The organism is Stenotrophomonas sp. PvP093 (assembly GCF_017876915.1).
GTDB classification, from domain to species: domain Bacteria; phylum Pseudomonadota; class Gammaproteobacteria; order Xanthomonadales; family Xanthomonadaceae; genus Stenotrophomonas; species Stenotrophomonas muris.
This window is the reverse complement of record NZ_JAGIOX010000004.1, coordinates 2893224-2905637: the sequence shown is the minus strand read 5'-3', so window position 1 is coordinate 2905637 and position 12414 is coordinate 2893224. Positions and strand designations below refer to the sequence as shown.

General features: G+C 65.5%; 20 protein-coding genes and 1 tRNA gene. All 21 read left to right on the top strand.

What is annotated here, in order from left to right; genetic code table 11:
* Positions 1 to 72: 72 nt before the first annotated feature.
* Entirely contained in the window at positions 73 to 420 is a 348-nt protein-coding gene (locus J3A72_RS15910) for a hypothetical protein (protein ID WP_032977745.1), read from the top strand.
* 192 nt (positions 421 to 612) lie between these two features.
* Positions 613 to 689 (top strand) — tRNA-Met (locus tag J3A72_RS15905).
* 132 nt (positions 690 to 821) lie between these two features.
* Complete coding sequence (locus J3A72_RS15900) at positions 822 to 1076, top strand: hypothetical protein (RefSeq protein ID WP_254918035.1); 255 nt, start codon at positions 822 to 824, stop codon at positions 1074 to 1076.
* Positions 1069 to 1611 carry a lysozyme gene (locus J3A72_RS15895; RefSeq protein ID WP_088475860.1) on the top strand — a complete coding sequence of 181 codons (543 nt, stop codon included), beginning with the start codon at positions 1069 to 1071 and terminating at the stop codon, positions 1609 to 1611. The genes J3A72_RS15900 and J3A72_RS15895 overlap by 8 nt, the downstream gene beginning before the upstream one ends.
* A 53-nt stretch (positions 1612 to 1664) precedes the next feature.
* A complete protein-coding gene (locus J3A72_RS15890; protein ID WP_141098681.1) occupies positions 1665 to 1982 on the top strand; it encodes a hypothetical protein in 318 nt (105 codons plus the stop codon).
* Positions 1979 to 2308 (top strand): hypothetical protein, encoded by a 330-nt coding sequence (locus tag J3A72_RS15885; protein ID WP_088475858.1) that lies wholly within the window; start codon positions 1979 to 1981, stop codon positions 2306 to 2308. Before J3A72_RS15890 ends, J3A72_RS15885 begins: the two co-directional genes overlap by 4 nt.
* Positions 2309 to 2312: 4 nt before the next feature.
* Positions 2313 to 2609, top strand: a complete 297-nt coding sequence (locus J3A72_RS15880) for a hypothetical protein (protein WP_088475857.1) — start codon at positions 2313 to 2315, stop codon at positions 2607 to 2609.
* Positions 2610 to 2638: 29 nt separating this feature from the next.
* Entirely contained in the window at positions 2639 to 2923 is a 285-nt protein-coding gene (locus J3A72_RS15875) for a hypothetical protein (RefSeq protein WP_088475856.1), read from the top strand.
* Positions 2920 to 3324 carry a hypothetical protein gene (locus J3A72_RS15870; protein ID WP_049407760.1) on the top strand — a complete coding sequence of 135 codons (405 nt, stop codon included), beginning with the start codon at positions 2920 to 2922 and terminating at the stop codon, positions 3322 to 3324. The genes J3A72_RS15875 and J3A72_RS15870 overlap by 4 nt, the downstream gene beginning before the upstream one ends.
* Positions 3324 to 3863 (top strand): hypothetical protein, encoded by a 540-nt coding sequence (locus J3A72_RS15865; RefSeq protein WP_088475855.1) that lies wholly within the window; start codon positions 3324 to 3326, stop codon positions 3861 to 3863. The genes J3A72_RS15870 and J3A72_RS15865 overlap by 1 nt, the downstream gene beginning before the upstream one ends.
* A gap of 4 nt (positions 3864 to 3867) precedes the next feature.
* Complete coding sequence (locus J3A72_RS15860; protein WP_088475854.1) at positions 3868 to 4395, top strand: hypothetical protein; 528 nt, start codon at positions 3868 to 3870, stop codon at positions 4393 to 4395.
* Between the two features lies 1 nt (position 4396).
* On the top strand, positions 4397 to 4600 hold the full coding sequence (locus tag J3A72_RS15855; RefSeq protein ID WP_088475853.1) for a hypothetical protein: 204 nt from the start codon (positions 4397 to 4399) through the stop codon (positions 4598 to 4600).
* Positions 4600 to 5676, top strand: a complete 1077-nt coding sequence (locus J3A72_RS15850) for a hypothetical protein (protein WP_088475852.1) — start codon at positions 4600 to 4602, stop codon at positions 5674 to 5676. Before J3A72_RS15855 ends, J3A72_RS15850 begins: the two co-directional genes overlap by 1 nt.
* A 1-nt stretch (position 5677) precedes the next feature.
* The gene (locus J3A72_RS15845; protein ID WP_088475851.1) at positions 5678 to 6142 is read left to right on the top strand and encodes a hypothetical protein; all 465 of its coding nucleotides are present in this window, start codon (positions 5678 to 5680) and stop codon (positions 6140 to 6142) included.
* Between the two features lie 24 nt (positions 6143 to 6166).
* Positions 6167 to 6775, top strand: coding sequence for a terminase small subunit (locus J3A72_RS15840; RefSeq protein ID WP_088475850.1), 609 nt, complete (start codon positions 6167 to 6169; stop codon positions 6773 to 6775).
* Between the two features lie 3 nt (positions 6776 to 6778).
* Positions 6779 to 8332, top strand: a complete 1554-nt coding sequence (locus J3A72_RS15835; protein ID WP_088475849.1) for a DNA packaging protein — start codon at positions 6779 to 6781, stop codon at positions 8330 to 8332.
* Positions 8329 to 8607, top strand: a complete 279-nt coding sequence (locus J3A72_RS15830) for a hypothetical protein (RefSeq protein ID WP_032977712.1) — start codon at positions 8329 to 8331, stop codon at positions 8605 to 8607. The genes J3A72_RS15835 and J3A72_RS15830 overlap by 4 nt, the downstream gene beginning before the upstream one ends.
* A 1-nt stretch (position 8608) precedes the next feature.
* Positions 8609 to 8797: a hypothetical protein gene (locus tag J3A72_RS15825; RefSeq protein WP_088475848.1), complete on the top strand. Its 189-nt coding sequence runs from the start codon at positions 8609 to 8611 to the stop codon at positions 8795 to 8797.
* Entirely contained in the window at positions 8794 to 9267 is a 474-nt protein-coding gene (locus J3A72_RS15820; protein ID WP_088475847.1) for a hypothetical protein, read from the top strand. The genes J3A72_RS15825 and J3A72_RS15820 overlap by 4 nt, the downstream gene beginning before the upstream one ends.
* Complete coding sequence (locus tag J3A72_RS15815; protein WP_088475846.1) at positions 9267 to 11438, top strand: hypothetical protein; 2172 nt, start codon at positions 9267 to 9269, stop codon at positions 11436 to 11438. Before J3A72_RS15820 ends, J3A72_RS15815 begins: the two co-directional genes overlap by 1 nt.
* A complete protein-coding gene (locus J3A72_RS15810) occupies positions 11425 to 12411 on the top strand; it encodes a hypothetical protein (RefSeq protein WP_088475845.1) in 987 nt (328 codons plus the stop codon). The genes J3A72_RS15815 and J3A72_RS15810 overlap by 14 nt, the downstream gene beginning before the upstream one ends.
* Positions 12412 to 12414 lie beyond the last annotated feature (3 nt).

Genomic DNA, 12414 nt, shown 5'->3' with positions numbered 1-12414 from the left:
TGCGACACCCTCCCTGTATTGGCCGGGATTATCACATTTGTTAAGGTTTGTTAGGGGCTGATGGACAGACCCATGGCTGCGCCCATTGCTTGCGCCGAGAGGGGTAGATCGTTGAGCGGAAAGGACAAGTGGTACGAGTTTGGTGAGGCCCTGGCCATCACTGCGGGCCTGGTGACCGCAGCCGGTGCAATGTTCGCTGCTCCGGCTCGGTTGTTCCCAATTCCAGGACTGAACTACGTCGTAGCGATTGCCGTTGCCTTTCTGGCGTTGAGGATATGCATTGGTGCGGGGTGGAGCCTAGGGGGAACATTCGCCCACCGGCGCACGGCGGCATTCGTGGCCATTGGCACGTCGGTTATCTACACGACGATGATCGGTGGCCTAGTCGTGGCGCTGGTCGAAGGCAGCCGCGGCGCCTGACAAACGTTCACCTACCTGACCTCACTTGTTCCTCATGAGGAGGATTTCTTCCTCATGAGGAACCGCAGTTGCCTCGGGAACCGAAAGTAGGTTTGAATTCCTACAGTGGGCGTTCTTGTGGGCGCCTCAATTCAAAGGCCGTTGATTGACCAGGACGTGGGAGTCCACTGGTCGATCAGCGGCCTTCTTGTTTGCGGGGTAGAGCAGTCCGGCAGCTCGCGTGGCTCATAACCACGAGGTCGGTGGTTCGAATCCACCTCCCGCTACCAAACGGCCGGTAGTCATGGCCACCACTCAAGCCAGCACATAGGCCGTCGTGAGACGCGCTGCTGGTGTCCGCGCGACCTTGCAACCGCGGTAGTGGTGGGCCATGCCGGCCTCCTTTCATTGGGGGAACCGCGGTGGGCATCAAAGAGCAGATCACTACGGACCTGGCGGTCGCGGGTTCGAAGATCGGAGCGGCAGCCAGCGTCACCGCAGCGACGTACTCGCCGGGCTACACCCTGAGCGACTGGGCCCTGATCGGCACGATCATCTTCACCATCGTCCAGACGTTCACCGTCATGGTGAAGAACTGGGGCGACTGGTCAGCCTGGTGGTCCGCGCGCATGGGCAATGCCAGGCGCTTCTGGGCGTGGATCCGCCGCCGTGGCTGACAGCACGCTCAGCACCAAGCAGCGGATCGGCTTCGCCGCCGCACCGCTGGCGCTGATCGGCGCGTTGGTGGCCGCCCTTGGCACGAACGACTCGGCGCACGAAGGACGCCGCTACACGCCGTACTACGACTCGGCCGGCATCCTGACTGTCTGCGCAGGCATCACGGGCCCGGCGGTGGTGAAGGGCAAGCGTTACACCGACGACGAGTGCACCCGGTTGGAGACGGCCTACGTGCGCACCATGCTTGGCCACATGGGGCAGTGCGTCCGCGGCGAGTTCGAATTCCACGAGATCAAGGCCTGGGGCCACTTCGCCTACAACATCGGCACACCGGCCTTCTGCGCCAGCACCGCGGCGAAACGGCTCAACGCCGGCGAGCGCCAGCCTGCTTGCGCCGAAATGTGGAAGTGGAGGTACGTCACCATCGGCGGCGCGAAACGTGACTGCGCGCTGCCGCAGTGGAGCTCGAAGTGCGGCGGAATCATCGATCGCCGGCAATGGGAAATGGCCACCTGCCAGGGCCGCCTGCAGTGATCACCAGGGCGGCGGTCAGTGCCTGGTGGGCAGCCTGGAAGTGGGTGGCCATCTTGGCCGGCCTGCTGGTCCTGTCGCTGTGGCTCAACGTCAGGCAGTACGGCGATCGCCGCGAGACTGCAGCTGCAGCGCGCGCCGCCACCCTCGAAGACACGCTCGGGGTGACGGCGGAGATCGCGCGCCAGGCTCAGACCGACAACGCCCAGCTGCTGCAGCGGCTCGAGACGATCGCCGCACGCGGCGAGCGAACCAGAACGATTTACCGAGCAGCAGCTGCAGCGCAGCCGTTGCCAGCCAACTGCGCCCCGGGTCAGGTCCGGGTCGATGCCATCAACCAGGCCCTCGGGCCGACCAGCGGGACCGCGAAGTGACCCAGCAACCATCGACCGGGCGGATCGTCCACTACACCCTGAGCGATACCGACGCGCTCCGCATCAATGCGCGCCGTACCGATGGCCCGGCCATCCAGGAACGCCTGCTCGACAACACCTGGCCAGTGGGTGCCCAGCCGCACATTGGTAACAAGGCCGCCGCCGGCGACGTGCTGCCCGCAATGGTTGTGGCGGTCCAGCCGAATGGCCAGATCAACGCCCAGGTGTTCCTGGATGGCAATGACGTGCTGTGGGTCACCAGCCGGGACGAGGCCAGCGACGAATCCGGCAGCCACCCCGGTCGCTGGAACTGGCCGCAGCGCTGACGTCATGCAGCTGCGCCACGCTCTCGCGATCGCGGCACTGATGGTACTGGCCGGCTGCGCACAGCACCTGCAGCGCGTGCCGGCCCAGTGCGACGCGATGTGCTTCCGCCCGTGCGTCGATGCAGGTGAAGACACCGGCGTGCGTGTGACTGCAGATCCTGCCGCCGCTGACGCCTGGGACAACATCGGCGGGGACGTGGTCGGCCAGCTGGCCGACAAGCTCCGTACCTGCGACGCGCGGCGAAAGGCTTGCGAACAGTGCCTGCGCCGGCTCGACGCCAAGAACGTAATCCAGCTTTGAGCGCCATCCCGGCGCCATAGGAGAGCAGCATGTTGAACCAGCAAGCCGGCACAACCCCACTGGCGGAGCCGCAGACCCCGATCGAATCCGCCACGAATGACTTGACCCGGGCGCAGCAGGATCTGCACATCGCTGTCGAGCAGCTTGCGCGGCGTCTTGCGCCAGTGCTGGCAGAGGCGAAGCCCGACTCGGCGGCATCCACCGGACGTGCCGTCGGCGCGTCCCCGTTGCTCGAAGACCTGTTCCAGAGGCGAGACGCAGCTGCGCAGACCCTCGCCGCCGTCAACGCACTGCACGCCCAGCTGACCCTGTGAGCCGGACACCCGCCAGCTTCAGCCTCACGGTCGTGCGTGGCGCGACGTGGGAGGACGACTTCACCTACACCAACCCGGATGGGAGCCCGTTCGACTTGACCGGCTACCAGGCGCGGATGCAGGTGCGGACGCTGGCGGGCCAATTCGGGCTGACCCAGGCCGACACCCTGGTGCTGGAGCTCAGCACTGCGGCCGGCTCGCTCGTCATCGCGGAGCCAGAGAACGGCGTGGTCGCGATCACGGTGCCGGCGGCAGCCACCGAAGTGCTGAACCCGGCGAATGCGCGCAAGGTGAAGCACTGCTACAGCCTGGAGCTGTTCAAGCCCGCAGGCGCGGATCCTGAGTACGTGATCCCGCTCGTGGCCGGCAAGGTCACTGTCCAGGGCGAGACGACACGCTGATGCCTGTGATCCGAGCCAGCGAGGGCGCGGCACGCGTGATCGTGGTCGAGCGCCGCGGCGCCGTCGCCATCCGCGACCCCCGCACGCCGATTGTCGCTACGGCCCGGCCGACGCATGTCGAGGCAATCCAGGCAGATACGCGGACAGTTGAGGTTGCAGCGCGCGGCGCGCAAGGCCCGGCCGGTCCGGCCGGCACCTCGCCAGAAGCGACGTACCCAGTTGGCCAGCCGATCCATGGGCACCGCGTGGTCCGCCTGGACAACGGCAAGGCCTACCACCCCGACACAGCCGTGCTGGAACACGCGCAGGCCTGCATCGGCATCGCCCTGCAGTCGGCCAACACCGGCGAAGTCGCCGTGCGCCTGGCCGGCACGATCGTGGAAGCCAGCTGGACCTGGACCGAAGGCGCGGTGTGGTGCGGCGTCGACGGCGCGCCGACGCAGAACCCAGGCACTACCGGATGGCTGCTGTGCGTCGGCCGCGCGCTCAACGCCACCACCCTGATGATCGACTTCGACTCACCCATCGCTCGGATCTGAACCCATGGCCGACAAGACCCTGCAGCTCAAGAACAACATCACCACCGAGGTCGAAGGCGTCACCGCCTCGGCGGGCGCTTCCGACGCAGGCAAGATCGCGGCCCTCGGCCCTGATGGCCGCTTCGATGACTCGCTGCTGCCTGCTGGCATCGGTGCGGACACCAAGATCTACCCGGCCAGCGAGGTGCTGGCCGCCGGCGACTACGTGAACATCTGGGACGACGCCGGCACGGCCAAGGTGCGCAAGGCTGATGCCAGCGCCGCGAACGCTGGGAAGCGAGCCCATGGCTTCGTGCGCGCCGGCGTGGGCACCATCGGCAGCGACGCCACCGTGTACTTCGAAGGGCCGAACAGCTCGCTTTCGGGCCTGACTCCAGGCGCGACCTACGTGCTGAGCCACACCACGCCAGGCGGTGTTGTGCCGCTGGCGTCTGGCACCACGACGGCGGGCCACATCCTGCAGATCCTGGGCGTGGCCACCGACGTGGGAGAGATCAACGCCGAGATCGGCTATCCGGTGGTCCGGGCCTGATATGGCAGCGCGCCGTCCGCTTGTTCTCGATGCGAGCAACCGCACCAGGGAGCTGCCCGCCGGTGACATCTTGATCGGTGTTCCGCTGCAGCTCGCGGTCGGACTCCGGGCTGGCGGGGTGTTCAACGTCGCCCTGACCTCGACCTACGCGATGACGATCGGCCTGCGCGCAGGTGGCACGTTCAACGTACAGGCGACCACCTGATGGCTACCCGAACTCCACTGATCCTCAACCAGGTCACGGCCCGGGTCGAAGAGTTGTCCGTAGGCGACATCATCCCTGGCACGTTCGTTGAAGGCTACACCGGCAAAAACGCGCTCATAAACGGCGACTTCAGTATCTGGCAGCGAGGCACGAACTTTACTGCCCCAGGCTATACGGCCGACCGCTGGACGTTCAATGCTGGTGGAGTTGCGTCGCCGAATGTGTGGCGAAACACTATGACCCCGCAGCAATTCCCCGGCGTGAACGCACCTGCGTTGGCGCGCGTGAGCTACGGCGCTATCACGGACGCCGCCGCGCACTTCGTGGTGTTCGAGCAGCTTATCGAAGACGTGAGCACCTTCGCTGCCGAAACCGTGTCGATGCAGTTTTACGTCTATAACAGCGGAGCGGCAGGGCGACAGATTTCCGTGGAGTTCCGGCAGGGCTTCGGCGTCGGCGGTTCCTCCACCGTCGACAGCCTCGGGGTCAAGAAGTTCACACTGGCTGCGGGCCTGAACTTCTGCACGCACACCTTTACGCTGCCGTCGGTTTCAGGCAAAACGGCCGGAGCGAACAATTCCCTTGCCTGCACGTTTTGGGTGTCGGCTGGGTCCAACTGGAACACCCGTTCGGGTAGCCTTGGGTCGCAAACTGGCGACGTACATTTCACGCAAGTGCAGCTGGAATCCGGCTCTACTGCAACAGGTTTTGAAAGGCGGCATCCGGCCATCGAGCTTGTGATGTGTCAGCGTTACTACGAGAAATCCTACAACCTGTCGGATACTCCAGGCGCTAGCGTGAACCAAGGCCGCGAGGCGCACGCGTACACCGGCGTCCAAGCGAATACCGGCTGGGCGACTGTGCGGTTTTCTCAGCGAAAGCGCACGACGCCGGCCGTCACTATCTATCCGGCGAACACCAGCGGCGGAAGCCCCGGTAACGTTGCGCAGAATGATGGATCTATTACAGGTGCAGCGGTCGAGAACGCTGGTAGCTACGGTGTCCAGGTTGCATGGAGCAATCAAGCCGGTAAGTTTGGCGCATGGTTCCACTGGGTTGCGGACGCGGAGATTTGATTTGTACCGCCTTACCAATGATCCTGACATTCTTCGCTGCATCGAAACCGGCGCTTTCATTCCGCGCGGCCACTATCTGTGGCCGACCGAGTGGCTGAAGACGAACACGCCGCTGCCGATCCCGCCGCCCTACGAGCTGCACACGCCTGAGCACTACCGCGCCATCCGCGCGTACGCGTGGAAGTGGATGACAGAGTTCGTGCAGGAACGGCGCTACGACACGATCGAGAGCTGTTGCAGCTACTTCGACAGCGGTGTGGAGCGCTACCGCCTCGAAGCCCGCGCAATGGTCGCGTGGCGCGACGCTGTGAATCAGGCGTTGGAGGCGCTGGTGGTAAGCCCGCCAGCCAACATCGAGACCTGGGAACAGGTGCGTCCGCTGCTGCCGCAACCCTCCAAGTTCAATTGGCCGTCCAGCGTAGAGCTCCCCCTTGGGGTAGGTGACGGCCCCGCAGTTCTGCTTTGACACCACCTCCGAGGAACCCAGCCTGTGGCCGGAAAGATTGACCCGGCGACGGGCCTGCAGGACCAGCAACGGCGGTTCGCGGACGAGTACCTGGTCGACTTCAATGGCACCGCGGCCTACGTGCGCGCGGGCTACAAGGCCACCGGCGCCGCGGCCAGCGCTGCCGCCGCGAGGCTGTTGGCCAACCCCAAGGTGCAGACCTACCTGGCCAGCAGGAAGGAAGAGTTGCTGCTGTCGCAGCGGGTCGATCAGGAAGCGGTGCTGGCCCGGCTGGCGTTCATGGCGCTGGGTGACATCCGCACCTTGTTCGACCAGCACGGCAACCTGAAGCCGATGAGCGAGCTCACGGTGGAAGAGGCCAGCCTCGTCCAGGGCGTGGAGGTCTTTGAAGAGTGGGAGGGGCGAGGCGACGAGCGGCGCGCGGTTGGCCTGACCAAGAAGGTCAAGCTGGTAAGCCGCCTCGATGCGGTGAAGACCCTGGGCACTCACTTCGGCATGTTCGCCAAGAAGGTCGAGCACACCGGCAAGAACGGTGGCCCGATCGAGAGCCAGACCCGGATCCTGGGCGATGTGATGGATCTCATCGATGGCTCCGACACCGGCCCCGGTCCTTCGAGCTCACGGAGCAAGTAAGCCGTGGAGGAACTGAGCGACCAGGACGCCAGCCGAATCATCGAGAAGCTGGGCGATCGGTGGTGGCGGCTGAACAACCTGTACTACATCACCGACAAGTTCGGTCGACGGGTGCAGTTCAAGCTGAACGAGGTGCAGGCGGACCTCGACGACAACCTGCACACGTTGAACCTTGCACTGAAGTCGCGCCAGCACGGCATCACGACCTGGGCCTGCATCCGCGCCCTGGACATGGCGCTGTTCAAGAAGAACACCAAGGCCGGTGTGGTCGCCCATACCGCCGGCGATGCCGCCAAGTTCTTCCGCAGCAAGGTGCTCTACGCCTACGACAACTTGCCGGACTGGCTGAAGAAGATCCGACCGGCAGTCCGGCGCGACATGCGCGACGGCGTCCTGGAGCTGGCCAATGGCTCCAGCATCGAGGTCTCGGTGTCCCACCGTGGCGGAACGCTCACGTTCCTGCATATCTCCGAGTACGGCCCGATGTGCGCCATGTACCCGGAGCGGGCAGGGGAGGTGGCCTCCGGCGCGCTGAATGCGATCGCCTCCGGCAACATCGTGGTGATCGAGTCGACCGCCTATGGCGCCGCCGGCGACTTCTACGAGCGCTGCCAGACGGCGATCGAGCTGGACCGGCAGATCCGCGCCGGCACCGCCAAGCTGACGGCGATGGATTACCGCTTCCACTTCTATCCGTGGTTCCGGGATCCGATCAACGAGCTCGACCCGGACGGCGTCACCCTGACCGCCGAGGACGAGGCCTACTTCGCCAAGGTCGAGGCGGAGATGAACTACACGCTGCGGCCCGAGCAGAAGGCCTGGTACGTCAAGAAGGCGGCCGAGCAGCGCGACAAGATGAAGCGGGAACACCCCAGCACGCCGGAAGAGGCATTCCAGGCGAGCACGGAAGGTGCCTACTACGGCAAGGAAATGGCCGCCGCCGACAGCAGCGGGCGGATCACCGACCTCCCGATCAACCCGCAGGTACCGATCCACACCTTCTGGGACATCGGTCGCAGCGATGCAACGAGCATCTGGTTCATGCAGGAGAACGGGCCCTGGCTGGACTTCGTCGACTTCTACGAAAACTCTGGCTTCGGCGTGGCGCACTACGCCAAGGTGCTGAAGGAGCGCGGCTACCTATACGGCAAGCACTACTGGCCGCATGACGGTGCCAACGAGGACTGGTCGGCCAACGAGAACCGCGTGCAGGTCGCCGGCAAGCTGGGGGTCAAGCCAGTTGTCGTCGTGCCCCGGATCAACGACATCACCGAGGGCATCGACATGGTCCGCAACATGCTGCCGCGCTGCAGGTTCGACAGGGTTCGCTGCGGTCCGCCCAAGGCGGGCGAGGGCCGAGGCGGGCTGGAGGCCCTGCGCCGTTACACCAAGGTCTGGAACGACAAGACTGAAACGTACTCCGACCTCCCATTCCACAACTGGGCCAGCAATCCCGCCGACGCGATCCGGCAGGCGGCTCAGGGCTACGTCAGCAGCAGCGGCCGTCGCGTCGGCGAGTCGCGCGGCACGGCCAACGACAACTGGAGAACTGCATGAACGTTTCCCCGCGCGAGCGGAACACCCCCACGGCGGTCGAGCTGGTCGACCTGCTGTCACTGCTGGTCGCCGCCGCAGACGAGGGGCAGCTGGTCAGCATTGCATTCATGCTGCGCTCGCCGTCCGGCGACACGATGGTCGACTACCGGGGCAGCCACGAGCTGAGCGAGCTTACGGCCCGAACGGTCCTGCAGCGCATTGCCCAGGACGTAGCGGGCACCCACCCGGCGATCGCCGCCCAGATCCACTCCGATCTCGGTAGGAAGGCGAACTGACGTGAACAATCGCACGGTCGAGCAGCTGGCCATCCACCTGCAGCAGGCCCGCAGCTACGCGCGCTACCTGCCAGGTGGCGAGAACCACGGCACCGTTGTCGAGGACCATGTCCTGTCGCCCGACCAGGCCGCCGCGGCCGTGGTGGAAGAACTGGACGCCGCACTGCAGCTGCTGGGAGCTGAGGCATGAGCACCGAGGTCGAGCTCGCCCCGGATGGCTTCGTGTGGTGCGGCAAGAAGGGGGATCTCACCCTCTACCTGACCCACATCGTGCGCGACGGCGACGACGATGCCGCCCTCTACATCCGCAACGAGAACCGCCGGGTCGAGGGCGTGAACCCGGTGACCGGGGCGATCGCCTACGGCAGCCCAGCATACCTGGTGCCGTTCCGCGACTTCTGGATCTTCCGGCCGGAAGACAAGGACCGTGGCCGGCATCACCACATCGGCGACATGGTTGCCCGCCTGCAGAACGCCTCGGTCGCGCTCTATGGCCTGGACGTTCCGGCCTACCGGCACCGCATCCACGACGCCATCCTCGAATTCTGCGACGACGTGAAGAACCTGCGCCCGCCGGCGGAGCAAAGCCGCGAGCAGTGGCTTGGCGAGATGGCCAGCATGGGGATCCAGATCAAGATCAATGGGCAGAAGGTGAACTGATGCAGACGATCGAGAACTTGCGCAGCGAGCCGGCCTACGATCCTGGTGCCGTAGACCTGGCCAGCGCGGCACCGCCCGATGTGGAAGGACACCCGCTCGACAGCCTGGAGAACCGCCGCCTCCACGCGAAGGTGCTGGACTACTGGTACACCGCCCTCGATGCGTTCTACGACAACCGCATCGAGCAAATGCTCGACTACGACTTCTACGACCACATCCAGTGGTCGGAGGAAGACCGCGCTGTGCTGGCAGCCCGGCACCAGGCGCCGCTGACCTACAACAAGATCAAGATGGCCATCGACTGGGTCATCGGCACGGAACGCCGCACCCGCATCGACGGAGTGGTACATCCGCGAGCCGAGGACGATGTCGATATCGCCGCGGTCAAGTCGGAGCTGATGAAATACCTCAGCGACACCAACCGTGTGCCCTGGGCGCGCAGCCAGGCGTTCAAAGACGCCGCGATCGCCGGCTGCGGGTGGACCGAGGAATCGATCCGGACGGACCGTGCTGAAGAGCCGGTGATGATCGGGCATATCCCGTGGCGCCAGATGCGTCGAGACCCGGTAAGCCGCGCCCTCGATCTGAGCGACTGCCGCTTCCTGCTGCGGGAGAAGTTCGCAGACCTGGACTATGCGGAGGCCATGTTCCCCGACCGGGTCGAGCTGGTGAATCGAGCAGCCCAGGACCACTACGACGGCGACAACGGTGCGTTCGACGAGGAACTGGACCTGCCGCAGGTATTCCGCCGCTACGACAGCCGTGGTCACACGGTTACCGGCCGTCGCATCACAGGCCGGGCGTCCCTGGACAGCCGCTGCCGGCTGCGGGTGCGTCTGATCGAGTGCTGGTTCAAACGCCCCGTAGCGCATAAGAGGCTGTGGGGTGGCGAGTACCGCGGCGATCGCTTCGACCCGAGCAACGCCCAGCACCAGCAGGCACTGGCGGCGATGAAGAGCGAAGCTGCGCCGGTCTACTCCCTGTCCGACGCCGTGGTCGAGGAAATGTGGTGCGCGATCTTCACCGAGGGCGGCCTGCTGCAACTCAAGCGCAGCCCGTTCCGACACGGGAAGTTCCCCTACACCCCGTACTGGTGCTATCGCCGCAACCGGGACGGCATGGAGTACGGCCTGGTCCGCGGTGTGCGCGACTCGCAGGAAGATCTGAACAAGCGGATGAGCAAGCTGTTGTGGGCCCTGAGCACGAACCAGCTGTTCTATGAGGATGGCGCCATCGATGAGGACCGCATCGAGGAAGTGAAACGCGAGATCGCCAAGCCCAACGGTGTGATTGCACTGAACACTGGCGGTCTGAAAAAAATCAAGGTGGAGCGAAACCTCGATGTGGCCGAGGCGCAGATCCAGCTGCTCGAGTTGGACGCCGCTCACATCCACGATGGTACCGGCGTGAACCGCGAGCTCTTGGGCCGCGAGACCAACGCGGCCAGCGGCCGTGCAATCCTTGCCAAGCAGCAGGAAGGCGCGGTGGGCACTGCGGAGCTGTTTGACAACTACCGCTTGGGAATCCAGCTCAGCGGCGAAAAGCAGCTGTCGCTGACCGAGCAGTTCATGACCGAGGAACGGCAGTTCCGGATCGTCGGCGAACGCAAGGGTCTGGACTGGCGGGTGATCAACCAGCTGCGCCTGGACACGCTCAACAACGTCTGGGTGGTCGACAACGACATCAGCCGCAACCAGGCCGACTTCATCGTGGACCAGCAGGACTTCCGCGAATCCATGCGCCAGGCTTTCGCCGAGCAGTTCTTCGACATGCTGGGCAAGCTGCCACCGGATATGTCCATCCAGCTGCTGGACCTCGCCTTCGACATGATCGACATGCCCGGCAAGGACGAGGTTGTGCAGCGCATCCGGAAGATCACCGGCCAGTCGGACAACGACCAGGACGTCGACAGTCCCGAGGCGCAGGCCCGCCAGCAGCAGGAATCGCAGGAGCGAGACGTGGCCCTGCGCGAGCGCATGGCGAAGGTGGGCCTGGATGAAGCCAAGCGCGAAGAAGTCATGGCCAAGGCCAAGGCCCTGCAAATCAAGACCAAGGGCGACGCGCTGAACGTCGCCGAGCTGATCGAGATCCTGCTCCCCCTCGCTCCGGCGGCAGACCGCCTCCTGAGCACCCAACAGCCCCCCGAGGAAACCGCTCATGCAGCAGCCTGACAACGCGGGCCAGCAGTCGCTGGCAGCGAACGAACTGGAAATGACCGAGGGCGAGCGCGCGGCGCTGGCCAGCGCTGACGAGACCGCCCCTGGCGCCGCAGCCGCGGCAACCGGCGCGGCCGACCCGACCGCCGCCGCTGGCGGTGCAGCGACGCCGGCAGCTGGCGCCTCAGCTGCTGCCGCTCCCGTTGAAGGAGCGACCCCGCCTGATGCGCCGGCGGCTGCAGCCGCTGGAGGCGCAGCAGAAGGCGCGCCGGCAGCACCGGCTGCAGTATCCGAGCCGGCCCCTGCGACGCCGTTCGTTCCCACGTACGCGGCCGACGAGCGCGACTACGGCAAGGAAATCGGGGACATCAACGGCAAGCTGCAGGCCCTGAAGGAGAAGTACAAGTCCGGCGACGTCGAAGACGAAGCCTACGAGCAGCAGTACGAGGATCTGCGAGACGAGCGCAGCCGCGTCGAGCGTGCCCAGGACATGGCCACCCTGCAGCAGCAGATGAGCCAGCAGAACGCCGACCAGTCCTGGGCGTACCTGCAGCGCCAGTTCCTGTCCCGCCCGGAGAACGCCGGCATCGCCGCAAGCCCCATGCGCTTCGCCGCGTGGGAGCAGGCAATGCAGAGCGTGGTGAACGAAGCCGCTGCTGCAGGGCGGCAGGTCACCGACTGGGACATCCTGGCTGGTGCGCGGGATCTGCTGGTGAGCGAGGGCCTGCTGCAGGCCTCGACCGCCGCGACCGCGCCCCCCGCGGCGCAGCCGCCGGCGAAGCCGGATCGCGCCGCGCCGCTGGGCGATGTGCCGGCTACCCTCAGCACCGTGCCGGCCGCTGCCGACCCGACCTCCCGATCGACGGCTGACGCCGCTGCCGGCATGGACAACATCGAGGACATCGAGTCGTTCCTGGCCGGCAAGTCGGAGAGCGAACGCGATCGCATCCTGCGTGACGTGCCCGGTTCCTTCGTGGCGGACAACTGAGCC

Bases quoted from the DNA above. Each gene is read 5' to 3' on its own strand.
- J3A72_RS15865 (WP_088475855.1), top strand. From the start codon at position 3,324: ATGCCTGTGATCCGAGCCAGCGAGGGCGCGGCACGCGTGATCGTGGTC.
- J3A72_RS15830 (WP_032977712.1), top strand. From the start codon at position 8,329: ATGAACGTTTCCCCGCGCGAGCGGAACACCCCCACGGCGGTCGAGCTG.
- J3A72_RS15860 (WP_088475854.1), top strand. From the start codon at position 3,868: ATGGCCGACAAGACCCTGCAGCTCAAGAACAACATCACCACCGAGGTC.
- J3A72_RS15875 (WP_088475856.1), top strand. From the start codon at position 2,639: ATGTTGAACCAGCAAGCCGGCACAACCCCACTGGCGGAGCCGCAGACC.
- J3A72_RS15820 (WP_088475847.1), top strand. From the start codon at position 8,794: ATGAGCACCGAGGTCGAGCTCGCCCCGGATGGCTTCGTGTGGTGCGGC.
- J3A72_RS15855 (WP_088475853.1), top strand. From the start codon at position 4,397: ATGGCAGCGCGCCGTCCGCTTGTTCTCGATGCGAGCAACCGCACCAGG.
- J3A72_RS15850 (WP_088475852.1), top strand. From the start codon at position 4,600: ATGGCTACCCGAACTCCACTGATCCTCAACCAGGTCACGGCCCGGGTC.
- J3A72_RS15815 (WP_088475846.1), top strand. From the start codon at position 9,267: ATGCAGACGATCGAGAACTTGCGCAGCGAGCCGGCCTACGATCCTGGT.
- J3A72_RS15810 (WP_088475845.1), top strand. From the start codon at position 11,425: ATGCAGCAGCCTGACAACGCGGGCCAGCAGTCGCTGGCAGCGAACGAA.
- J3A72_RS15910 (WP_032977745.1), top strand. From the start codon at position 73: ATGGCTGCGCCCATTGCTTGCGCCGAGAGGGGTAGATCGTTGAGCGGA.
- J3A72_RS15880 (WP_088475857.1), top strand. From the start codon at position 2,313: ATGCAGCTGCGCCACGCTCTCGCGATCGCGGCACTGATGGTACTGGCC.